15 protein-coding genes, 4 tRNA genes, 1 rRNA gene, 1 pseudogene and 2 other annotated features are annotated in these 21,828 nt (G+C 63.8%); of the genes and pseudogenes, 8 read left to right on the top strand and 13 right to left on the bottom strand.

Annotated features, from left to right (window positions below; all coding sequences use genetic code 11):
* Positions 1 to 6: 6 nt before the first annotated feature.
* Complete coding sequence (locus GV068_RS16870) at positions 7 to 2,109, bottom strand: molybdopterin-dependent oxidoreductase (protein ID WP_159700264.1); 2,103 nt, start codon at positions 2,107 to 2,109, stop codon at positions 7 to 9.
* A 148-nt stretch (positions 2,110 to 2,257) separates the two neighbouring features.
* Here GV068_RS16870 and GV068_RS16865 point away from each other — a divergent pair, with 148 nt between their 5' ends.
* The gene (locus tag GV068_RS16865; RefSeq protein WP_159700261.1) at positions 2,258 to 3,448 is read left to right on the top strand and encodes a M20 aminoacylase family protein; all 1,191 of its coding nucleotides are present in this window, start codon (positions 2,258 to 2,260) and stop codon (positions 3,446 to 3,448) included.
* 44 nt (positions 3,449 to 3,492) lie between these two features.
* Here GV068_RS16865 and GV068_RS16860 read toward each other — a convergent pair.
* Positions 3,493 to 4,413, bottom strand: a pseudogene (locus GV068_RS16860) (NAD(P)-dependent oxidoreductase); the annotation flags it as partial.
* The gene (locus GV068_RS16855) at positions 4,386 to 5,084 is read right to left on the bottom strand and encodes a suppressor of fused domain protein (protein WP_159700255.1); all 699 of its coding nucleotides are present in this window, start codon (positions 5,082 to 5,084) and stop codon (positions 4,386 to 4,388) included. The gene GV068_RS16855 and the pseudogene GV068_RS16860, both read right to left, overlap by 28 nt.
* Before the next feature lie 142 nt (positions 5,085 to 5,226).
* On the opposite strand from GV068_RS16855, the gene GV068_RS16850 reads away from it, so the two are divergent.
* Together GV068_RS16850 and GV068_RS16845 are read left to right on the top strand one after the other, a co-directional pair.
* A complete protein-coding gene (locus GV068_RS16850; protein WP_159700252.1) occupies positions 5,227 to 5,787 on the top strand; it encodes an acyloxyacyl hydrolase in 561 nt (186 codons plus the stop codon).
* A gap of 99 nt (positions 5,788 to 5,886) precedes the next feature.
* Positions 5,887 to 7,332, top strand: a complete 1,446-nt coding sequence (locus tag GV068_RS16845; RefSeq protein ID WP_267874534.1) for a DHA2 family efflux MFS transporter permease subunit — start codon at positions 5,887 to 5,889, stop codon at positions 7,330 to 7,332.
* A gap of 6 nt (positions 7,333 to 7,338) precedes the next feature.
* Here the strand turns inward: GV068_RS16845 and GV068_RS16840 are convergent, their stop codons facing one another.
* The 10 genes from GV068_RS16840 to GV068_RS16795 form a co-directional block, all read right to left on the bottom strand.
* Positions 7,339 to 8,325 carry a retroviral-like aspartic protease family protein gene (locus GV068_RS16840; protein WP_159700249.1) on the bottom strand — a complete coding sequence of 329 codons (987 nt, stop codon included), beginning with the start codon at positions 8,323 to 8,325 and terminating at the stop codon, positions 7,339 to 7,341.
* Positions 8,322 to 8,825, bottom strand: a complete 504-nt coding sequence (locus GV068_RS16835; protein WP_159700246.1) for a hypothetical protein — start codon at positions 8,823 to 8,825, stop codon at positions 8,322 to 8,324. Before GV068_RS16835 ends, GV068_RS16840 begins: the two co-directional genes overlap by 4 nt.
* A 48-nt stretch (positions 8,826 to 8,873) precedes the next feature.
* Positions 8,874 to 9,152, bottom strand: coding sequence for a hypothetical protein (locus GV068_RS16830; RefSeq protein WP_159700243.1), 279 nt, complete (start codon positions 9,150 to 9,152; stop codon positions 8,874 to 8,876).
* Between the two features lie 113 nt (positions 9,153 to 9,265).
* Positions 9,266 to 11,191, bottom strand: coding sequence for a DUF4214 domain-containing protein (locus GV068_RS16825; RefSeq protein WP_159700240.1), 1,926 nt, complete (start codon positions 11,189 to 11,191; stop codon positions 9,266 to 9,268).
* 277 nt (positions 11,192 to 11,468) lie between these two features.
* Positions 11,469 to 11,582: ribosomal RNA gene (gene rrf / locus GV068_RS16820) — 5S ribosomal RNA — on the bottom strand.
* 266 nt (positions 11,583 to 11,848) lie between these two features.
* A tRNA-Ala gene (locus tag GV068_RS16815) sits at positions 11,849 to 11,924 on the bottom strand.
* Positions 11,925 to 11,941: 17 nt separating this feature from the next.
* Positions 11,942 to 12,018: transfer RNA gene (locus GV068_RS16810), tRNA-Ile, on the bottom strand.
* Between the two features lie 158 nt (positions 12,019 to 12,176).
* Positions 12,177 to 12,303 (bottom strand) — a sequence feature (23S ribosomal RNA rRNA prediction is too short).
* 254 nt (positions 12,304 to 12,557) lie between these two features.
* A tRNA-Ala gene (locus GV068_RS16805) sits at positions 12,558 to 12,633 on the bottom strand.
* Positions 12,634 to 12,642: 9 nt separating this feature from the next.
* A tRNA-Ile gene (locus GV068_RS16800) sits at positions 12,643 to 12,719 on the bottom strand.
* A gap of 75 nt (positions 12,720 to 12,794) precedes the next feature.
* Positions 12,795 to 12,962, bottom strand: a sequence feature (16S ribosomal RNA rRNA prediction is too short).
* A gap of 362 nt (positions 12,963 to 13,324) precedes the next feature.
* Complete coding sequence (locus tag GV068_RS16795; RefSeq protein ID WP_229464276.1) at positions 13,325 to 15,760, bottom strand: penicillin acylase family protein; 2,436 nt, start codon at positions 15,758 to 15,760, stop codon at positions 13,325 to 13,327.
* A 261-nt stretch (positions 15,761 to 16,021) separates the two neighbouring features.
* Here GV068_RS16795 and GV068_RS16790 point away from each other — a divergent pair, with 261 nt between their 5' ends.
* From GV068_RS16790 to GV068_RS16770, 5 genes are all read left to right on the top strand, one after another.
* The gene (locus GV068_RS16790; protein ID WP_159700236.1) at positions 16,022 to 17,191 is read left to right on the top strand and encodes an OmpA family protein; all 1,170 of its coding nucleotides are present in this window, start codon (positions 16,022 to 16,024) and stop codon (positions 17,189 to 17,191) included.
* 135 nt (positions 17,192 to 17,326) lie between these two features.
* The gene (locus GV068_RS16785; RefSeq protein WP_159700233.1) at positions 17,327 to 18,811 is read left to right on the top strand and encodes a B12-binding domain-containing radical SAM protein; all 1,485 of its coding nucleotides are present in this window, start codon (positions 17,327 to 17,329) and stop codon (positions 18,809 to 18,811) included.
* 69 nt (positions 18,812 to 18,880) lie between these two features.
* Positions 18,881 to 20,020, top strand: coding sequence for an ABC transporter permease (locus tag GV068_RS16780; protein WP_159700230.1), 1,140 nt, complete (start codon positions 18,881 to 18,883; stop codon positions 20,018 to 20,020).
* Entirely contained in the window at positions 20,020 to 20,874 is an 855-nt protein-coding gene (locus tag GV068_RS16775; RefSeq protein WP_159700227.1) for an ABC transporter ATP-binding protein, read from the top strand. Before GV068_RS16780 ends, GV068_RS16775 begins: the two co-directional genes overlap by 1 nt.
* A 2-nt stretch (positions 20,875 to 20,876) precedes the next feature.
* Positions 20,877 to 21,824, top strand: coding sequence for an MlaD family protein (locus tag GV068_RS16770; protein WP_159700224.1), 948 nt, complete (start codon positions 20,877 to 20,879; stop codon positions 21,822 to 21,824).
* Positions 21,825 to 21,828 lie beyond the last annotated feature (4 nt).

Below are 21,828 nucleotides of genomic sequence, written 5' to 3'. Positions count from 1 at the left end.
GAGAATCTAGAGGGTTTCATCTCGCGTCGAGGGGGCAAGTTTTTCAACCTGCACCAGGGTGTCGTAGAAAGTAGGCGCCCTGCCCATGTCGGTCAATCGCTGGCTGGTCACTTCGTTGGCGTTCTTGCCGTCGCTGGAAAGCTTCTTCCACCAGATCGACAAGCCCACCACCAGCCCTTCGCGCGCCTTGTCGGTGACGCGTGCACGGGCAACGAATGAGCCGCGGTCGTTATAAATGCGCGCCATGTCACCGTGCTTGACGCCGCGTCGGGCGGCGTCGTTCGGGTGCATGTCGAGGTGCGGCTCGCCCTCGGTTGCGCGCAGGCTCTGTACATTGACAAAGGTTGAGTTAAGGAAGTTCCTTGCCGGTGGAGAGATCATCGCCAGCGGATATTTCTTCGCCAGCTCCGGGTTGGAGGCGGGCGATTCGTACGGCGGGATATAGGCCGGGACCGGGTCGAGCCCGTCCTGCGCCATGCTGCTCGAATAGAATTCGCACTTGCCCGACGGGGTCGGGAAGCCGCCCTCGGCGAACGGCGCATCGGGCATATTCAGTTTCTGCCAGCCCTTTTTCTTGAGCGACTCCCAGTCGAAGTGCACCGCGCGTTCGTGGCGCTTGTCGAAGGCCTGGGCGGCCAGTTCGTCGTCGGTCTCGCGGAAGCAAGGGTCGTCGAAGCCCATGCGCGCAGCCAGCAGGCGGAAGAACTCGGTGTTTGGCTTGGCTTCGGCGATGGGTTGAATAGCCGCGTTGTTCGCCATCATGTACAGGTGGCCGTAAGCCAGGTGCGCATCGACGTGCTCGAGCTGGGTGGTGGCCGGCAGCAGGATGTCGGCGTAGTCGGCGCTGTCGGTGTGGAAGTGTTCCAGCACCACGGTGAACAGGTCTTCGCGCTCGAAGCCCTTCTGCACTTTGGCGGAGTCGGGCGCGATGGCGAGCGGGTTGGCGTTGTAGACGATGACGGCTTCGATCTTCGGGCCGAATTCCGGCGAGGCTTCCTTCAGCAGGTCGTCGCCGATGGTGGTCATGTTGATGGTGCGCGGCATGCGGCCATCCAGCAGGTCCGGGCGCTGCAGGGCCGGGCGGTTGGCCGGGAAGGAGCCCGAGGTCGACAGCTGCACGCCGCCGGCCGGGTGGCGCCAGGCGCCAACCAGGGCCGGCAGGCAGGCGATATTGCGCACCGCCATGCCGCCGCCGCGCACGCGCTGCAGGCCGTAGTTCATGCGGATCGCGGCGCCCTCGCCGCTCCTCGCGGTCTGGCCGTAGACGCGCGCCAGTTCCACTACTTCTTCCACCGTGATGCCGCAGGTCTCGGCGGTGCGTTCCGGGGTCCATTCCAGCGCGCGCTGCTTGAGTTCTTCGTAGCCGAGCGTGTACTTCGACACGTAGTCGTGGTCGATCAGGTCTTCCTGGATCAGGACATGCATCATGCCCAGCGCCAGTGCGGCATCCGTGCCCGGCAGCAGGGCAATGTGCTGGTGGCACTTCTCGGCCGTGAGCGAGCGATACGGATCGATGGCGATCAGCTTCGCGCCGCGGCGCTTGGCTTCCTGGACGCGCATCCACAGGTGCAGGTTGGAGGCGATCGGGTTGCCGCCCCAGATCAGGATCAGCTTCGCGTTCTGGAACTGCTCGATGTCGGTGCCGATCGAGCTGCCGATGGTGTACTTGTAGCCGGTCGCGCCGGCCGTGGCGCAGATGGTACGGTCCAGCAGCGATGCCCCGATCTTGTTGAAGAAGCGCAAAGACATCGAGTCGCCCTGTACCAGTCCCATGGTGCCGGCATAGCTGTACGGCAGGATCGCCTCGGGGTTGCGCGCGGCGATCTCGCCCAGGCGTCCTGCGATCTCGTCAATTGCCTGTTCCCACGTGATGCGTTCGAACTTGCCCTCGCCCTTGCGGCCCACGCGGCGCATCGGATACAGCACGCGGTCCGCATGGTAGGTGCGCTCCACGTAGCGCGCCACCTTGGTGCACAGCACGCCCGCGGTGGTCGGATGCTCCGGATCGCCCTTCACTTCCGTTGCCACGCCATTGTCGACGGTGACGAGGATGGCGCAGGTATCGGGGCAATCGTGGGGGCAGGCGGCGCGGACTTGTGTGACTGACATGAGTGGGAGAGGAGCAGAAATACTTCGTTAAACCAATACTTTATACGATCTTGGCGTGCGCCGTCCCCTCCTCTTTTACTGGGTGTTTGAGGCAGGCTACAATGGTTCTAAACGTGCAATGCAAGCATGACAAAAAAGGGAGAGATCAATGAAACTCGTGGAACCAATCCTGGCGCAGCAAGCGCAGTTGCAGGAGATCCGCCGCGACCTGCATGCGCATCCAGAACTGTGCTACGAAGAACAACGCACCGCTGACGTGGTGGCGGCGAAGCTGACGGAATGGGGCATCCCCATTGTGCGTGGCCTGGGCGTGACCGGTGTGGTCGGCATCGTGAAGAACGGCACGTCGAATCGCGCGATCGGCCTGCGCGCCGACATGGATGCCCTGCCCATGCAAGAGATCAATGGCTTTGCCCATGCCTCGCGCCATCCGGGCAAGATGCACGCCTGCGGCCACGACGGCCATACCGCGATGCTGCTCGGCGCCGCCCTGCACCTGTCGAAGCACCGCAACTTCGACGGCACCGTGTACCTGATCTTCCAGCCGGCGGAGGAAGGCGGCGGCGGTGCGCGCCGCATGATGGACGATGGCCTGTTCGAACAGTTCCCAATGGAGGCGGTGTACGGCATGCACAACTGGCCGGGCATCCCGGAGGGGAATTTCGGCGTGGTCGCCGGGCCGATGATGGCGTCCAGTAACGAGTTTCGCGTCGTGGTGCGCGGCAAGGGCGCACATGCGGCACAACCGCACCGCGGCATCGACCCGGTGATGGTGGCGGTGCAGATCGCGCAAGCCTGGCAGACCATCGTGTCACGCGAAAAGAACCCGCTGGAATCGGCGGTGCTGTCGATCACCCAGATCCACGCGGGCAGCGCCACCAATGTGATTCCCGACGAGGCCGAGCTGATCGGCACGGTGCGCACCTTCTCGACCGGCGTGCTGGACCTGATCCAGCGCCGCATGGAAGAGATCGCTTCCGGCGTCGCGGCGGCCTTCAATGCCTCGGTCGACTTCAGCTTCAAGCGCAATTACCCGCCGCTGATCAACCATCCGGAGCAGACCGCGTTTGCGGTCGAAGCGATGCGCGCCGTGGTGGGGGCCGATCGCGTGGACACCGATGTCGAGCCGACCATGGGGGCGGAGGATTTCGCCTTCATGCTGCAGGAGAAGCCGGGGTGCTATGTGTTCATCGGCAATGGCGAAGGCGCGCACCGCGCGGGCGGGCATGGGCTGGGGCCGTGCCAGCTGCATAACACGAGCTATGACTTCAACGATAATTTGCTGCCGATTGGGGCGAGCTTCTGGGTGCGGCTGGTGGAGATGAGTTTGCCTGTGTAAGGTGGGCGGGAAACCGTGATCTGGTCCACTGGACCAGATCACCCCTACGGTAGCTGGTCAGGCGCGCTGCCCAGCCTTAAACCCGGATTCATCTGTTCAAGCGCCAGCAAAGCCGCAGCATGGTCGGCTGTCGGCAGCGCTTCCTCGATCGTCTCATACTGCCGCGTGACCAGCTCCGTCACCGGCAGCGTCAATCCCGCCGCTTGCGCCGCCGCCAGCACATTGCGCAAATCCTTCAGCTGGCTCTTCACCTGCCCACCCGGCACGAAGTTCCGCTCCAGCATGCGCTGCCCGTGCACCTCGAGAATCCGGCTTCCCGCGAAGCCACCGCGGATCGCCTCGCGCACCGCCGCCGGATCGGCGCCGGCGGCCTGCGCCAGCAGCAGCGCTTCCGCCACCACGTTCAAGGTCGCCCCGACGATCAGCTGGTTGCACAGCTTGGCCACCTGCCCGCTCCCTACGGGACCGACGCGCTGCGGCTTGCCCATCGCCTCCAGGATTTTTACCACTTGGTCAAAATCCGCGGCCTCGCCGCCCGCCATGATCGCAAGCGTACCCGCTTCGGCGCCGCCGACACCGCCCGACACCGGCGCATCCATGAAACGGCAGCCCTGCCCCGCCAGGCGGGCATGAAAGGACAGCGCTTCGTCCTGCCGCGTCGAGCTCATGTCGATCCACAGCGTGCTTGGCGCGAGCGAAGGCAGGGCGGCGGCGATTACCTCGCCCACCACCGGTCCTGCTTCCAGAATCGAAATCACCACCTCCGCGCCGCGTACTGCCTGCGCCAGGTCCGCTACCGGCTCGGCCCCGCTCGCGCGCAGTGCCTCGGCTTTCGCGAACGTGCGGTTCCAGGCGCGTACCCGGAAACCGGCCTGCGCCAGGCGCGCAGCCATTGGCTTTCCCATCAGGCCAATGCCGAGGAAGGCAATGGTCTGCATCAGAACAGTCCGAGGAACTTCTTGACCGTGTTTTTGCGGCCCGGGACCACGAGGTCGGTCACGCCTTTGTCGTTGAAGCCGTCGAGCAGCGCCGGGAAGCCCTTGCGCTTCACCAGGTTCAGCTCGGACTCAAAGAGCGGCACCACGCAGTGGAAATAGACGTCCTTGCCGTCGCGCTCGAGCGAGGCGAAGGCCTCCGGCGCCGAGGCCGGCGGCAGCAGGATCGCGCCGGTGAACTCGACGCCCTTGGCATAGGGCTTGGCCGGGTGGCCGTTCGGCACCGTGTGGCCGAGGCCCAGCCAGGTCGCGTGCTGGTGCGGATAGTGGGCCAGGTGGCGCAGCAGGGCCACCGGCCAGTACCAGCGCTCGTCCTGTACCGACTGTTCGTCCAGCTTCCAGTCGGCTGGCAAGGCCATCATCAGTTCGGCGTAGGGCGGCGCGCCTTCCGGCACGGTCATCGGGCGGCTGCTCATGCCCGAGGTCACCAGACGCAGGAAGGGAGTACGCTCATTGGCCGGCACCACATGGATGTCGACCTGGACCGGGTCGGCAATGGTGTCGTGGAACACGGTATCGATCCGGCCGAGGTGAGCGGCAATGTGCTCCGCCACAGGGTCGTGCGGCAGGACGGTCGGTGCGACCTGCTGCTGGGTCGGCGCGGCGAGCGGATACAGGGGAGTGCTGGTGGGTTCGGTCATGCGGATCGAAAGTAAAAAGGTGCGTGCTGCGGGGCGTCTATCATACCCGCGCGGCAGCGCAAGGTGGCGTTCAGCGCCGAATTGTTCACGCTAGTACAATAGCGCACTGCACAATATTTCTGTCTTGTTAAGAAAGAAAGCCATGTCCAACGTGAAGAAGTTTGCCGGCATCACCGCCGCTCTCGCGGCCGCCTTCTGCGCCCAGGCCGCCCATGCCCAGGCCCTCGGTGGCTGGGCCGACTCGGCCTCGATCGAATACGGCACCAATCCCGAGCAGCGCATGGTGCGCCTCGCCGTCCAGAACGACTGGGACCAGCGCTGGTTCGCGCGTAACGGCTACCACCTGTCGGGCTACTGGGAAACCAACGTCGCCCTGTGGCGCCTGCACGCTTATCAGAACGTGCCGGGCCGCAAGAAGAACATCGCCGTGGTCGGCTTCACCCCGGTGTTCCGCTACCAGAGCGACAGCAAGCTCGGCCTGTACGGCGAGATCGGCGTCGGCGTCAACCTGTTCTCGAAGCTGTACAAGAACGAGGACAAGGAGTTGTCGACCGCCTTCCAGTTCGGCGACCACATCGGCGTCGGCTACACCACGGCCAAGTGGGACTACAGCCTGAAGTTCCAGCACTATTCGAACGCCAGCATCAAGCGCCCGAACTCCGGCGCGAACTGGGTCGTCGCCAAGGCGGCCTACCGTTTCTAAGCGCCTCGGCGTGCGCGCAGCGGGGCGAGCCCCTGTTGCGATCCATGTCACAATCGGGCCGGGGCGGGCCACCCGGCCTGCCAGCATCACGAGGCCCGATTGACTGACCCCAGCATCATCAAACGCTACCTGCCGTGGCTCGTCGCGACTGCCCTGTTCATGGAGCAGCTCGACGCCACCATCGTCAATACCGCCATTCCAAGCATCGCGGCCAGCCTGCAGGTCACGCCGCTGAGCCTGAAATCGGTGGTCACCAGCTACATCCTCGGCCTGGCCGTCGGCATCCCGCTCAGCGGCTGGATGGCGGACCGCTTCGGCACCCGGCGCGTGTTCTTCATCGCCATCTCCGTGTTCACCTTCGCCTCGGTCCTGTGCGGCCTGTCGCTGAACGCGCAGATGATGACGGCCGCGCGCCTGCTGCAGGGCCTGGGCGGCGCCATGATGATGCCGGTTGGACGCCTCGCCATCGTGCGCACCTTCCCCAAGAGCGAGCTGCTGGGCGCGATGAACTTCGTGATCATCCCGGCGCTGATCGGTCCGCTACTGGGGCCGACGGTCGGCGGGCTGATCGTGCACTGGACCTCGTGGCGCGTGATTTTCTTCGTCAATGTCCCGGTCGGCCTGGCCGCGCTCTACCTGGTCTGGAAGCACATGCCCGACTACCAGGGCGTGGAGAAACGCCCGCTCGACGTGCTCGGGCTGATCCTGTTCAGCAGCGGCACCGCGATCCTGTCCTGGCTGCTGGAAGTATTCGGCGAGCACTCGCTCGACTACCTGACGGCCGGGCTGCTGCTGGCGTTGTCGGTCGGCCTGCTGGGGGGCTATGCCTGGCATGCCCTGCACACCAAGTATCCGCTGTTGCGGATCACCCTGTTCAAGGTGCGTACCTTCCGCATCTCGGTGGCGGGTGGTTTCCTGACCCGGCTGGGCGTGGGCGGCCTGCCCTTCCTGCTGCCGCTGCTGTACCAGCTGGGACTGGGCCTGCCGGCCTGGCAGTCGGGCCTGTTGATGATGCCTGCGGCGATGGCCGCGATGGGCATGAAGATGTTCGCACCGAAGCTGCTGGCGCGCTTCGGCTACCGCAATATCCTGACCGCGAACACGGTGTGCATCGGCCTGACCATCGCCCTGTTCACCCTGGTCGGTCCGGGCACGCCCTTCTATGTCATCGTCGCCATCAGCCTGGCGCAGGGCTTCTTCAATTCGCTGCAGTTCTCCAGCATGAACACGCTGGCCTACGCCGACATCGAGCCGCAGGACTCGAGCATGGCCAGCACCATGTCGAGCTCCTTCCAGCAGCTGTCGATGAGCTTCGGCCTGGCCGCCGGTTCGATCGTGACCGCCTGGTTCCTGGGTCCGGTGGCGCAGGACAATCGGGTCGCGGTGTCGCAGGCGCTGCACCACGGTTTCGCCACGCTGGCCGCGATGACGCTGCTGTCCTCGGTGGTGTTCTGGCGCCTGCGCCGCAACGACGGCGACAGCATCAGCCGCGGCCAGGTCAAGGTCAAGGAAGCGGCCCCGGTCGAGCAGCAGATGAACGGCTGAGGCGTCTTAGAGCGTTTGTGGAATCACGTCGACCTTCCCGCGCTTCATCACGCGCGGTGTTGCGATCGGCGAGAAGTAGATCTTCTGCTGGCTGATTGCGATATACACGCGGTGACGGTGCAGGAAGTCGGCGCCGAGCACCAGGATTTCCCCTGAATGCGGCAGGTCCATCAGGCGCAGGTCGAGGTCCTTCACTTCCAGGGCACCGATGGTCAGCAGCGGCAGCGGCAGCTTCCACACCGGCTTGTCGGCCTTGTCTCCCGGCAGTGGATCCTCGCGCAGGGCGCCCGGCGAGTCCGGCGTGAGTCCCAGCCTTGCCGCGGCGGCCTTGGGCAGGTAGGACTGCGGCGTCGAGGTGGACAACAGGGCCGTGATGGTCTGGCCATTGATGCGGACATGGAACACCACCCGCGAATCGCGCTTCCATGGGTCGCCCATGCTCATCACCGCGACGGCCTGCGGATCCCAATACGCCAGGTGCTCGCGAAAGCAGCCCTTGGGCTGGAAGACCTTGAGATAGCCCGCATCAAGTGCCACTTCCAGGTCGTGTTTCAGCAGCACCCCGGCGCCGATCCGCACGCCGAACGTATCGTCCATGAAGTCTTCGACCGGGAAGTCGCCGCTCTTGCCTTGGTTCGGGCCGAAGGAGAAATCCTTGATCGGCGCGATCATGATCTCGCGCAGGATGTCGACGCCGGTATCGTTGCGCGCATCCGCGGCGAAGAGCCTGCTCGTAGTGCTGCGCACCGGGATACCGAGCCGCTCCAGCACCTTCTTGTTGAACACGGCCGACTCCTGGGCAGCGGTGCTCAGCATTACGGGCACGCTGGCGCTGCCGATCGCGGCTTGCGCAACCGGGCGCAGGTCGTCGGTAAAGGTGAGTGGGATGTTCGCCTGCTCGCCGATGCGGCAGCCTCCTGGCAGCGCTTGCGCGAAGGCCGCCTGGGAGAGGACGAGAGCGGCCAGGACGGCATACGCGCGCAGGGACCTCATTGCGAATCCAGGCAGGCGCCGGTTTTGCCGCCCGCGAGCGGGATCGGGCTGCCCGGCTTTTCGACGTGGTAGTACAGCGAGACGATTTTCCAGCCGGCGTCATCGCGGTACAGCTGGACGCTGTTGACGCCGGTGTAGTCGGCCTTGGCGGCCCCAGGATCGCGGCGCGTTTCGACGACGCTGTACACGGTCGCGAAGCGGTCGTATTCCTTCACCTCGCGCACCACTTCGCATTCGTGGAAACCGTGCGGCCGCGGCTGGCGCTGGGCGGCGACGAAGTCAGCCGCCTTCATCGCGTTGAAGACTGGTTTGCCCTCGCGATAGATGCCGCCCACCACCACCGCGTCGCTGCGGAACAACTGCTGCAGGCGATCGGCGTCGGCTGCGGCGCTCGCTGCGTGGCTGGAAGCTTTCCATAGCTCGGCCACGACAGCGGCCGGCGTGCCGGCGCCGGCGATCAGGGGGAAAGTGGCAAGGATAAGGGGCAGCACACGGCGCATGCGGGATCTCCGGAATGGGATCCCGGCAGTATAGCTGCCTCGCTGAACCTAGTGCCGGCCTCGCCTTCCCCAGCCGCCGTGGTGGTGTCCTCCACGGCCGTAGTAACCGCCGCCGTCATGGTGGCGCGGCCGGTCGTAGTAGCTGAAGCCGAAATCCAGCGTGACGGGCGGCCCGACGTAGGTCGGATAGCCGTAGTTGGGATAGTTATATGCGGGATAGCCCGCATCGTAGGCATAGGGCGGCGCATAAACACAGCCTCCTAGCCCGACAGCCAGCAAGAAGGCCGCGGCGATGCGTGGCAGCAGGCTTGTGCGCTTGACGTCCATATGCACTCCCGGAGAACGGCGAACCTGATTCAGTGTAGTCCGGGGTGCAGTTTTTTCAATGCAAAAAAACCCGCCCGGCATGCACCGGACGGGCCTCGCGAAGCTGCGTGGACTCAGAGGCCCATCACGAAATACTTGATCCCAGCTGCCTGCGGGGTAGCCGAGCCCTGCTGGACGAGCACAACACGGCGGCCGGCGGCGCTGTGCCAGATCTTGAGGCCATAGGTCTGCTTGCCCTCGATAACCGGCAGCTCGGCCGAGCCGCCCGGGAAGAACAGCGGGCTGTTGAAGATCTGGTACCTGGACGGCAGCGTGGTCGCGGACTGGTACCAGTCGTTCTTCGCCGCCAGCACAACGGTCTCATCCTTGGCGAACGAATTGCTCAGGGAGACGATCGATTCGCCGCTGCCCAGGGTCAGGGCGCCCGCGTAGCGCAGGTTGCTGGTATTGAAGATGTTGCCGGTGCTGGTGAACAGCAGGTCCTGGGTTTCCGACAGGTAGAGCGGCGTGCTCATGCTGTAGTCGCCGTGGTAAGGCGAATCGCCCGAATCGATGACGTTGTTGGTGGCGGGATCGATGGTGAAGAAATTCAGGTCGGCCGGCGATAAGCCCTGCGACATCAGGAAGACCTTGTTCTTCAGCCCTGCGTAGATGCCGTATTGGGTGCCGTAGAAAAAGGCGAAGGAACCCGTGACCGGCTTGCTGATGTCTTCGCCGGTACGCGCGTTGAAGTACACGATGGACGGGGTCACCCACTGGCCGCCGGTCTGGCCGATGAAGTAGGCGATTCCGGTATCGGTGAGGAAGGCGTCGGTGTGCTTGCCGCCGGTGGCGAAGGACTTCACGAGCGTGGCCGACTCCAGGTCGACCAGGCTGGCGACGCTCTCGTATAGCACGATCGCCAGCTTGCCGTTGGGGCTCAGGCTAAAGTTCTTCACCGGCGCCGGCAGGGGGACGCTGCGCACCGAGCTGGCAAATGGATCGACGATGCTCAGCGCATTCGGATTGGTCGAGATCGTGATCACCTTTTCCAGCCCGCGCGAATATCGTGCGTCGGTCGGGACGAAGCCGAGGGGCGGCGGCGCGATCGATACGTAGGTCGTGGCCGTGGAGCGGGTAGCGCCGTCGTCGATCTGCAGGCTGAGGCGGTACATGCCTTCACGGTCCGGCGTGATGGTCGGGAAAGCCGTGTTCGCATTCAGCAGCGGGGCGCTGCTGCCGGCCGGCCGCTCGGTGACCGTCCAGCTGTAGCCCAGGTTCTCGTTGCGGCCCAGGCTGTTGGAGCCATCGAGGGTAATGGCGCTGCCGACGACGCCGGTGCGGGCCGGGCCGGCGTCGGCCACCGCGATGTAGTTCACGCCCGGCTCGCGGTAGGCGACGCCGTTGCCGATCAGGGCTTGGACGCCCTCCTGGTTCTCGGGGCTTTCGCTGAATCCGGCCAGCACGTCGGCAAGCGAAGCCTGCCGGTTGCGCAACACGCCGACCCAATACTGGATCCCGGCTGGCTCGCCTTCGCGGCCCAGCACGTTGCGGTAGTAGCGGCTCACGACGTCGGTATCGCTGGGGTTGATGCCATAGACCTGGCGGTATTCGCTGGACTTGATGAAGTCCTGGGCGATCGCGTTCAGGCTGGATCCGTTGTCCATCACCTGAATCCAGTAGCTCAGGCCACGAACGTCCGGGGTGCGGGCGAAGGCCGCCTTGTACATGCGGTAGGCCATGCCGGCGTTGCCGTCGACATCCATCGCGTAGGTGAAGTCGTCGAAGCGGACCCGACTGTTGGCGCCCACGCGGGTCACGACCGCGGTCACGTTATGGGTGAGCTGCACGCTGCCGGCCACGCGCTCGATCTTGTAGTCGGCGCGCTTGCCGGGCATGGTGATGGTACCAACGACCGCCTGCACCTGGGCGGCGCTCTTGTTGCTCATGCTGGCGCTGCCGGGCGCAGTGTCGCTGCCGCCGCAAGCTGCCAGCGCTGCCGCCAGCACAAACGATACGGCATGTACGGAAGAGAAAGGGAAGCGCTTGGCTGTCCACATGGCGAGGTCCTCAGAATTGCAAAATAGTGATTCTAGGGACGGCCGAGTGCTTTTCACAATCATTTCTGCAGCAATGCGTGCGTTCGCTGAAGAGTATGCGCGGTGCGTGAAAAACGTTGTGAAACCGCTGTTAGCGTGCAGTCAGAAGTGGACGCCCAAAAGCAAAAAGCCCGCTCAGAGTGAAGATTCGCAGTGCGAATCTGAACGGAGCAGGCCTTTGCGCGCAAGCGCAAAAAGCCCCGCAGAGATCACTCTGCGGGGCTTTCGCATATAACTAGCCTGACGATAACCTACTTTCACACTGGTTGCAGCACTATCATCGGCGCAAAGTCGTTTCACGGTCCTGTTCGGGATGGGAAGGGGTGGGACCGACTTGCTATGGTCACGCAAGCTACTACGTCCTTCATCGCCTGTAATCGCCAAGGCATCCACCATGTGCACTTATTCGCTTGTCCCTATAACGTTGGCCCCTCATGAGTTAAGGGATCGTCATAGAAATCAAGAGTACAGCTTGTTGCATGTTTGTTGATACTTGATTACTACCCTAAGTGTGTGTTTCCACACGCTTAAAAAAACTTTACTTCTTCCAGATTGTTAAAGAACGAAAACTACACTTATCTAAAGCGCAGGCTTTAGATAAATGCAGTAACAGTAGAGTGGTGGAGGATGACGGGATCGAACCGACGACCCCCTGCTTGCAAAGCAGGTGCTCTCCCAGCTGAGCTAATCCCCCAGGATCTTATCCCGTGTTGGTAGGGCTGGTTGGACTCGAACCAACGACCCCCGCGTTATCAACACGGTGCTCTAACCAGCTGAGCTACAGCCCCGAACTTGGAACACTGCTACTGTTTCTTCTCACAACAGTCGATAAGCGTGGACGCTTGATGATGGAGCGTTAGCTCCCGGTGCTACTCTAGAAAGGAGGTGATCCAGCCGCACCTTCCGATACGGCTACCTTGTTACGACTTCACCCCAGTCACGAATCCTNTGCATACCTATGTATTCAGTATGCAATGACCTAAAAGGCCGGGTTTCCCCATTCGGAAATCTGCGGATCAAAGTGTGTTTGCTCACTCCCCGCAGCTTATCGCAAGCTACTACGTCCTTCATCGCCTGTAATCGCCAAGGCATCCACCATGTGCACTTATTCGCTTGTCCCTATAACGTTGGCCCCTCATGAGTTAAGGGATCGTCATAGAAATCAAGAGTACAGCTCGTTGCATGTTTGTTGATACTTGATTACTACCCTAAGTGTGCACTTTTACATGCACGCTTAAAAAAACTTTACTTCTTCCAGATTGTTAAAGAACGAAAACTACACTTATCTAAAACCCAGGCTTTAGATAAATGCAGTCAGAACAGTAATTGGTGGAGGATGACGGGATCGAACCGACGACCCCCTGCTTGCAAAGCAGGTGCTCTCCCAGCTGAGCTAATCCCCCCGTGAAACGTGGTAGGGCTGGTTGGACTCGAACCAACGACCCCCGCGTTATCAACACGGTGCTCTAACCAGCTGAGCTACAGCCCCGATACTGTTCTTCATTCGACAGTCGATAAGCGTGGACGCTTGATGATGGAGCGTTAGCTCCCGGTGCTACTCTAGAAAGGAGGTGATCCAGCCGCACCTTCCGATACGGCTACCTTGTTACGACTTCACCCCAGTCACGAATCCTGCCACTCGCCGCCAGGTTGCCCCGCGCTGCCGTTCGACTTGCATGTGTAAAGCATGCCGCCAGCGTTCAATCTGAGCCAGGATCAAACTCTTCAGTTCAATCTCTGTTTGTTGGCATTGCTGCCATCGGTATTGCTACCGAGTCGCTCACTCAAGATACTGACCGTCATCCCATTGCTGGGACAACGCTTAATACTTTTGTGAACATTTGATAATTTAAGTAATCACTGACCGAAGCCAGTGGCACCTTCATCAAACGCCCACACTTATCGACTGTTGATTGTTAAAGAACTTCGTATTCTGTCTCTTGCTATCGCTGCGAAGCGTTGTGTTCGTCAGCAGCAGAGGAATGAGATTATGCGCGTTCTGATGAGCGCCGTCAACACCCAAATTTGAGTGTGTGCGTCATTCAGACAGAATCCGGCGCCTGCGGCGCCGGATTCATGGCAGCTCGCGCTGCCTTAGTCGCGCAGCGTGATGCTGGTGTAGCTGCAGTCAGCCTTGATGTCCTTCATCGAGAACGGCAGCACCGGCCACTGTTTGCGCGAGTAGGCCAGGGTCTGGTCGGCGTACCACGGCGACTTCGGATCGACCGACTGGCCATAGGTCAGCAGCGCCTGCGCCACCGGGCCGTTCTCGTCAAAGCTCACCGTCTGGATGTAGCTCTGACCCCAGTACACCCCGATGTAGCCGGCCGGCGTCAGCGGGGTCGCCATGGTCAGCGAGCTGTAGCTGCCGTCCTCGTCGCCAACGCCGCCGTGCAGCGCGATGCGCACGCCGTTGCGCGGTTCGACCTGGTAGTCGCCCAGGCGGCCGTCGAGCGGCACGTTCAGGGACTGCAGCTTTTGCGCCGCCGTCTTCAGCGCCGCCAGCATGGCGGGCTTTGCCGCCGGCGCGACACCGTTCGGGGTGTGCACCGGGTCGGCCGGGTCGAACGGGGTGGTCCACTTGTTCGGGAGCTTCGAGGCGATGCTCCAGAATTCGCGGAACAGGACCGCGCCGCGGCTATCGACTTCGGCGCGGCGGTCCCAGGCCTGCAGCGTGGTGCATGCCTGGCGCGTCAGGGCGTCGGTGGTAGCGGTGCAGGCAGGCAGCAGTTCAGGCAGCACCAGTTCGGCCGCATGCACGCGGTTGGAGAATGCCAGCGCCTGCATGTCGGTCAGGCCGATCTTGCGCTTCTGCGCCAGCAGGTCCTCGAGCTGGCGGAAGCCGAGGCGGGTACGCAGGCTCTGCTCGGCGCCTACGCTGCCGTACAGAGGCGAGTAGCCATAAGGCGCGGGGCCGTTCAGCAGCTCTTTCGGATTGGTCAGCCAGTAGCTGTCGTTGGAATTGCCGACGTAGTCGGTGCGCATCAGCCACGGCGCGTTCGCCGGCGAGAAAATGCCGCTCGGCGTCTTCGCATCCTGGCCCCAGCCGCAGGCGCTATTCGAACCATCGAACAGCAGGGCTTCCTGCAGCAGCAGGCAACCGTTGATGAACTTGTCCGTGTACATATGCGGGACCACGCTGGCGTCCGCGTACAGGGTGTTGCCGTTGCGGTCGGCCGCCACCGTGTTCACCCATGGCAGACCCACCACCTTGTCGAGCGAGGCCTTCAGCTCGCGCACGCTGCCGGACTGGCCGATGCCCAGCCACTGCTCCAGCATGCGGGTGTTGTTGCGGTTCGGGTCGGCCAGCACGAAGGCGGCCTGCGAGGTCCAGGTCAGGCCCGCCTCCGGACGAACGATCACCGCGCCCTGATGGCTGAAGTAGAAGGACTTGCTGGTGCGGGCCAGCGAACCGTCGGCCTGCAGGGCCTCGACCGTGACGGTCTTGGACGTCATCTTGCGGCGCTGCCCGTCATACAGATAGGTAGTACCGGTCGGGTCGGTGGCATCCAGCGCCAGGCGGAAGGTGTTGAAGTGGTAAGCGGTGGTGACCGTGTGGCTCCAGGCTACGTCCTTGTTGAAGCCGATGACGATCGCCGGCACGCCGCCGATGATCACGCCCATGGCGTCATAACGGCCCGGGACCGTCAGGTGCGCCTGGTAGAAGCGGTCCGAGGTCGTCCACGGGAAGTGCGGATTCCCCAGCAGCAGGCCGCGGCCGTTGCTGGACAAGTCCTTGCCGACCGCCAGCGCATTACTGCCGATGCCCTGGTTGTTGAGCTTGTCTAGCTGGGCCACCAGGGTGCTGGTGTCGAGCTTGCGCGGCGCCAGCTTGGCCAGCTGTACCGGCGCGCCGGGCACGCGGCCGCCGGCCACGAAGTCGGCGGCGAAGACCTGGCCGGAAGCATGCAGCGCCTTCTCGGCGACCACCAGGGCCATGTCGTCGAAGCTGATCGGCTTGACCCACTTGGCGCCGGCGCAGGCGGCCGGCAGCTTGCTGCCGTAATCCTTGAGGTAGCGGTTGTAGCCCTCGACGAAGCCTTCGAGCAGCTGGCGCGGCTCGGATGGGCCGGAGGTGTAGCCCGCGCGCAGCTGGTCGATGTCGAGATAGCCCTTGAAGAAGAAGTCGCTGTCGCCGTTCTTCAGATCCATGAAGCCGCTGCCGCCGCCATACTCGTCGCCGGTGCGCTGGCGCGGACGCGCTTCGGCGCCGAACCAGCGCGAGCGCTCGCCGCGCACGGTCAGCACCGAGTCGGCGAACATGCAGACGTTGTCCTGGGCGTAGGCATAGGCCAGGCCATAGGCCAGGCTACGGAAATCGGTGGCGCGCACATGCGGCACGCCGTGGCTGGTGCGCGCGACGTCGACCTTGATGCGCGGAGAGGACGAAATGCTGGCGGCGGTCGACGACATGGTTGACGCCTGCAAGGTCTCTTCCTCGCCGCGGCCGCAGGCGGCCAGCGCCAGTGCGAGCGCCGAGCCGAACATCAGCTTGACAGGAAGCGGGAATGCGGTAGTGCGGCCTTGCATGGGAACCTTTCTGCGTCATTACGCCATATAAAGATGAGCGCATCACTTTAACCCCGAAGCATTGCCCGCACGATATGCAGTTCCCATAAATGGATGAGAAAAAAGCGGAGCCGAACACGGCGTTGTTATTTCGAGAATATTGCAAGTTATGCGAGTTACCTAACGGTAAGCATCATGCCGAAAGGTAATACTTGAGACCTCAGCCATGACCACGCCTTTTACCGCGGTCATTACCTGCAACTACATTTCGAAGATAAAACAATGAACACTCCGAAGACTCTCGCCGCATCGATCGCACTGGCCTGCGCAACCATCATGAGCGCCCACGCTGCGCCCCAGGACACCACTACCCAGCCGGTGCAGGCCGACTCGGCTTTCGTGAACCCGGACTGGGCCAACAGCGCCTGGTACATGGGTGCGGGAGTCGGCCGTACCCGTGCCAAGATCTATAACAACGACCTGGCGCGCCGCATGTCCGGCGCCGGCCTGCCGCTGACCGGCTTCAACGCCGACAACAAGGACACCGGCTACAAGCTGTTCCTCGGTAAGCAGTTCAACCGCTACTTCGCCGTCGAAGCAGGCTATTTCGACCTGGGCGAATTCAGCTTCGACGCGATGACCACCAACAACCGCATGCTGCACGGCGAAACCAAGTTCCGCGGCGTGAACCTCGACCTGGTCGGCCAACTGCCGCTGTCCGAGCGCTTCTCGCTGCTGGCCCGCGCCGGCGTGCAGTACGCCCGTGCGACGACCCACTACAGCGGCAACGTCCTGAACGCCGTCAGCGGCCCGAACCCGCCGCACGAAGGCCGCCGCCACGCCAAGCTGGGCCTGGGCGCCGAGTACAAGTTCACCGAAGCGCTGGCACTGCGCGCCGAGATCGAGCGCTACCGCGTGACCGACGCCGTACAGAACAATGGCGACGTCCACATGACCTCGCTGAGCCTGGTCTACAAGTTCGGCCGTCCGGCCAAGGCCGCCTACGTGCCGCCGGCACCGGTCGAAGTCGCTCCGGCCCCGGCGCCAGTCGCCGAGCCGGCCCAGCCGGCACCGCAGCCGGTCCCGACCTCGGAAAAGGTCTCGATCGCAGCTGAAGCCCTGTTCGACTTCGACAAGGCGATCGTCAAGCCGGAAGGCCGGGCGGCACTGGACGAGTTCATGTCGAAACTGGAAGGCCTGAACACCGAAGTCATGATCGCCGTCGGCCACACCGACTCGGTCGGCACCGACGCCTACAACCAGAAGCTGTCGCTGCGCCGCGCCGAAGCCGTCAAGGCTTACATGGTGTCGAAGGGCCTGGACCCGGCGCGCCTGTACACCGAAGGCAAGGGCGAGAGCCAGCCGGTCGCCGACAACGCCACCGCCGAAGGCCGCGCCAAGAACCGCCGCGTGACCATCGAAGTGGTCGGTACCCGCACCGTCAACAAGTAATCTGGAATGACGGACAGGAAGCCGCCCGGCGCAAGCCGCGGCGGCTTCCTGCGTTTACGGCGAGCAGGAAGTCCTTGAGCGCTGCGCCGCCGTAGCGCAGTAAAATGAGGTCTTTGCCTCGCCCCGCCTGCCATCATGACCATCCTGCTTTCCACCCTCAACGCCCGCTACACGCACGCCTCGCTCGGCCTGCGTTACCTGCTGGCGAACATGGGCGCCCTGCAAGCCCAGACCCGGATCCAGGAATTCGTCATCGGTGCCAAGACCAGCGACCTGGTCGAGCGCATCCTGGCGCATCAGCCGCGCATCGTCGGCCTGGGCGTCTATATCTGGAACGTCGAAGAGACCACCCGCCTGGTGGCGATGCTCAAGCGGGTCGCGCCGCAGGTGACGATCGTGCTGGGCGGCCCCGAGGTCTCGCACGAGACGGGCGAGCAGGAGATCGTGCGCCTGGCCGACTACGTGGTCACCGGCTGGGGCGACGTCACCTTCCCCAAGCTCTGCGGCGAGATCCTGAATGGCCCGAAGCCCCTGATGAAGGTGCACGCCGGCGTGCAGCCGCCGATGGCGGAGATCGCCCTGCCCTATTCTTTATACAGTGATGAGGACATCGCCCACCGCACCCTGTACGTGGAAGCCTCGCGCGGCTGTCCGTTCAAGTGCGAGTTCTGCCTGTCCTCGCTCGACAAGACCGCCTGGCCCTTCCCGCTCGACGCATTCCTCGCCGAGATGGAAACGCTGTATGCACGCGGCGCGCGCCTGTTCAAGTTCGTCGACCGCACCTTCAACCTGAACGTCAAGACCAGCCTGCGCATCATGCAGTTCTTCCTCGATAAACTCGCGGCGAATCCGAACGACCCGGTCTATGCCCACTTCGAGCTGGTCCCCGACCACCTGCCGGAAGCGCTCAAGGAGACTATCGCCAGGTTCCCGCCGGGCGCGCTGCAGTTCGAGATCGGCATCCAGAGTTTCAACCCGGAGGTCCAGGCACTGGTCAGCCGGCGCCAGGACAATGCCAAGGCCGCCGACAACATCCGCTGGCTGACCGAGCACTCGACCACCCACCTGCACGTGGACCTGATCGCCGGACTGCCGGGCGAGGACGTGGCCAGCTTCGCGCGCGGATTTGACCAATTGGTCAAACTCGGCGCCCAGGAGATCCAGTTCGGCATCCTCAAGCGCCTGCGCGGCACCCCGATCATCCGCCACACCGAGCCCTTCGGCATGGTCTACGACCCTTATCCGCCGTATACCGTGCTGGCCACCAGCCAGGTCGACTTCCCGACCATGCAGCGCCTGGTGCGCTTCGCCCGCTACTGGGACCTGGTCGCCAACTCGGGCCGCTTCGCCAACACCACGCGGGTGCTGCTGGGCGAGGCCCCGTTCGACAATTTCATGGCCTTTTCGGATTGGGTCTACACAAAGACGGATGCCACCCACCGCATCGCACTCGAAAAACTGGCCAAGCTGGTGCAGGAATGGCTGCAGCTGCGCGGCATGGAACGCGCGGAAGCGGCGGCGCTGCTGGCCTCGGACTACGCGGGCAAGGTCGACACGGTCCACGCACCAAAGCCGGTAGCGGCGGCGCCGGAACGGCAGGTACGCCATCTGGCCGCCTGACAGGACGAGCAGCCGCACTCTGTTAGATAGCGTGTAGCAGCGATAACGATTCTCTTTTACACTGGCGCAATGCAGATTGAAAATGCGCCAATATTAACCATCCAGCATCCCGGGCCCGCCGACAGCGCGGGCCAGTCTGTCATGGCGAGTGGCGTATGGCAGGTGCACACCCTGTCGCAGAAGGGCGTGCTGAAGGCGATCACGCGCACCCTACGCGCCCTGAAAAACAAGAACACCCTGGCGTGGGACCTGTCCGGGATTGAGCGGCTCGATCACGTCGGCGCCCAGATGTTCTGGAACGCCTGGGGCAAGCAGCGCCCCGCGCGCCTGACGCTCGATCCCAACCACGAAGAGCTGTTCGGCCGCATCGAGAAGGCCAGCGCCATCAAGCTGCCGCGCCACCGCGTCAGCCCGCTGAACTGGCTGATCGTGCTGGGCGGCGGCATCCTTACCTTCTTCGAGCACTTGCGGGCTTTTGTGGGCCTGATCGGCCAGCTAATGATCGACATCGGCCGCTTCATCCGGCGCCCGGTGGCCGGCCCCTGGCGCGAGATCTCGGCGAACATCTACCATTCCGGCTTCCAGGCGCTCGGCATCACGGCCATGGTCGGCTTCCTGATCGGGATCGTGCTCTCCTTCCTGTCGTCGCAGCAGCTGCGCATGTTCGGCGGCGACATCTACATCGTCAATATCCTGGGCATGTCCGTGATCCGCGAGCTGGGGCCGCTGCTGGCGGCGATCCTGGTGGCGGGCCGTTCCGGTTCCTCCATCACGGCGCAGCTGGGCGTGATGCGGGTGACCGAAGAACTCGACGCCATGCTGGTGATGGGCATTTCGCACGGCCAGCGCCTGATCATGCCGAAGGTGATCGCGCTGGCGATCTCGATGCCGCTGCTGGTGGTGTGGACCGACGCCATGGCCCTGATCGGCGGCATGGTCTCGGCCAAGATCGAGCTGGGCCTGTCGTTCCGCTACTTCGTGCAGAAGCTGCCGGATGCGGTGCCGGTGGTGAACTACACCATTGGCCTGCTCAAGGGTTGCGTGTTCGGCATGCTGATCGCGCTGGTGTCCTGCCACTTCGGCCTGCGCATCGAGCCGAACACCGAAAGCCTGGGCCGCGGCACCACCACCGCCGTGGTCACCGCGATCACCGTGGTGATCCTGGCCGATGCGGTGTTCGCCATCATCTTCAACGGTGTGGGGTTCTGATGGCAGATACCAAAAACCGGCAGCCGCAACGCCTGAACAAGCGACCCGAGGAAGACGTCGGGCCGCCGGTGGTCGAGATCCGCAAGCTGTGGACGCGCTTCGGCCGCACCGTGGTGCACCAGGACCTGAACCTCGACATCTACGCCGGCGAAATCCTGACCATCGTCGGCGGCTCCGGCACCGGCAAGACCGTGCTGCTGCGCCAGATGCTGGGCCTGGAACGCCCCTCGGAAGGCTGCGTGAAGGTCTTCGGCCAGGACATCACCGCGGCCGACGCCCAGCAACTGCAGCGCATGCGCAACCACTGGGGCATGCTGTTCCAGCAGGGCGCGCTGTACTCGGCCCTGACCGTGTTCGACAACATCGCCTTCCCGATGCGCGAATTGCGTTCGCTGCCCGAGGACGTGATCCGCGACGCGGTGCTGCTCAAGATGGACATGGTGGGCCTGGGCCCCGAGCACGCCAACAAGATGCCGTCCGACCTGTCGGGCGGGATGATCAAGCGCGTGGCCCTGGCGCGCGCCCTGGCGCTCGAACCGCAGCTATTGTTCCTGGACGAACCCACAGCGGGCCTGGATCCCGATCTGTCGGACTCCTTCGTGGCGCTGATCCAGACCCTGCACAGTGAACTGAAGCTGACCGTGGTGATGGTCACCCACGACCTCGACACGCTGTTCGCCCTCTCGTCGCGCATCGCGGTGCTGGCGGAGAAGCATGTGCTCGCGGTGGGGCCGGCCTGCGACGTGCTGCGGGTCCAGCATCCCTTCATCAAACACTTTTTCCTGGGCCCGCGCGGCCAGCGGGCGCTGGAAGTGCTCGAAGAGCGCCAGGCCCAGAACGATTCGGAGGACTGAGTATGGAAAACAGGTCATATGCCCTGATGACAGGCGTGTTCACGATCGCCCTGGTGATTGCCGCGGTGCTGGCCGGTCTGTGGTTCAACCGCGACCGCACCGAGCTGCTGCCTTACGAGATCGTCACCACGCAGTCGATCCCGGGCCTGAACCCGCAGGCCACGGTGCGCTACCGCGGCCTGGAGGTGGGCCGGGTCGAAGAGATCGTGTTCGACCCGCGCGTGACGGGCCAGATCCTGATCCGGCTGTCGGTCGAGAAGGATTCGCCGATCACCACCACTACCTTCGCCTCGCTCGGCTACCAGGGCGTGACCGGGATCGCCTTCATCCAGCTCGACGACGACCGCACCGGTTCTCCGCGCCTGGCCGCGCGCGAAGACCATCCGGCGCGCATCCCGCTGCGTCCGGGCCTGCTCGACCAGCTGGAAAAGCGCGGCCTGGCCATCCTCGAGCGCACCGAAAAGATCACCGAGAGCCTGGACAAGATGCTGGGCCCCGAGAACCAGAAGACCATCGTCGGCGCTTTTGATAGCATCGGCAAGGCCGCCGACGCCTACGCCGCCATCCCGCAAAAGCTCGACCCGACCATCGAGCGCCTGCCGGCGCTGGCGGCCAAGCTCGATCGCAGCCTGACTTCCTTCGATGCGGCCGCGGCCAGCGTCGACACCACCGCCGACAGCTATAAGCAGCTCGCCGTCCGCCTGCAGCAGCCGGACGGCCCGATCGAACGCCTGAACGGCGCGATCGGCTCGTTGCAGTCGGCCACCAGCAACCTCGAACTCGAAACCCTGCCGCACGTCGTCCAGATGACCGACGAGGCGCGCGGCGCCCTGCGCGCCGTGAAGCGCACCGCGACTTCGCTGTCCGACCGCCCGCAGGGCATCCTGTTCGGCGCGCCGAGCGCCCAGCCGGGACCGGGCGAACCGGGCTTCGTGCCACCGACCAAATGAGGAC

This window comes from Massilia sp. 9I, assembly GCF_902506415.1.
Lineage (GTDB): Bacteria > Pseudomonadota > Gammaproteobacteria > Burkholderiales > Burkholderiaceae_D > Telluria.
Note: the sequence above shows the minus strand (reverse complement) of the source record. Positions and strands in the feature narration are given on the sequence as shown.

Excerpts from the sequence above, each read along its gene's own strand:
- GV068_RS16870 (WP_159700264.1), bottom strand. The coding sequence starts at position 2,109 with ATGTCAGTCACACAAGTCCGCGCCGCCTGCCCCCACGATTGCCCCGAT.
- GV068_RS16865 (WP_159700261.1), top strand. The coding sequence starts at position 2,258 with ATGAAACTCGTGGAACCAATCCTGGCGCAGCAAGCGCAGTTGCAGGAG.
- GV068_RS16855 (WP_159700255.1), bottom strand. The coding sequence starts at position 5,084 with ATGACCGAACCCACCAGCACTCCCCTGTATCCGCTCGCCGCGCCGACC.
- GV068_RS16850 (WP_159700252.1), top strand. The coding sequence starts at position 5,227 with ATGTCCAACGTGAAGAAGTTTGCCGGCATCACCGCCGCTCTCGCGGCC.
- GV068_RS16840 (WP_159700249.1), bottom strand. The coding sequence starts at position 8,325 with ATGAGGTCCCTGCGCGCGTATGCCGTCCTGGCCGCTCTCGTCCTCTCC.
- GV068_RS16835 (WP_159700246.1), bottom strand. The coding sequence starts at position 8,825 with ATGCGCCGTGTGCTGCCCCTTATCCTTGCCACTTTCCCCCTGATCGCC.
- GV068_RS16830 (WP_159700243.1), bottom strand. The coding sequence starts at position 9,152 with ATGGACGTCAAGCGCACAAGCCTGCTGCCACGCATCGCCGCGGCCTTC.
- GV068_RS16825 (WP_159700240.1), bottom strand. The coding sequence starts at position 11,191 with ATGTGGACAGCCAAGCGCTTCCCTTTCTCTTCCGTACATGCCGTATCG.
- GV068_RS16795 (WP_229464276.1), bottom strand. The coding sequence starts at position 15,760 with ATGCAAGGCCGCACTACCGCATTCCCGCTTCCTGTCAAGCTGATGTTC.
- GV068_RS16790 (WP_159700236.1), top strand. The coding sequence starts at position 16,022 with ATGAACACTCCGAAGACTCTCGCCGCATCGATCGCACTGGCCTGCGCA.
- GV068_RS16785 (WP_159700233.1), top strand. The coding sequence starts at position 17,327 with ATGACCATCCTGCTTTCCACCCTCAACGCCCGCTACACGCACGCCTCG.
- GV068_RS16780 (WP_159700230.1), top strand. The coding sequence starts at position 18,881 with ATGCAGATTGAAAATGCGCCAATATTAACCATCCAGCATCCCGGGCCC.
- GV068_RS16775 (WP_159700227.1), top strand. The coding sequence starts at position 20,020 with ATGGCAGATACCAAAAACCGGCAGCCGCAACGCCTGAACAAGCGACCC.
- GV068_RS16770 (WP_159700224.1), top strand. The coding sequence starts at position 20,877 with ATGGAAAACAGGTCATATGCCCTGATGACAGGCGTGTTCACGATCGCC.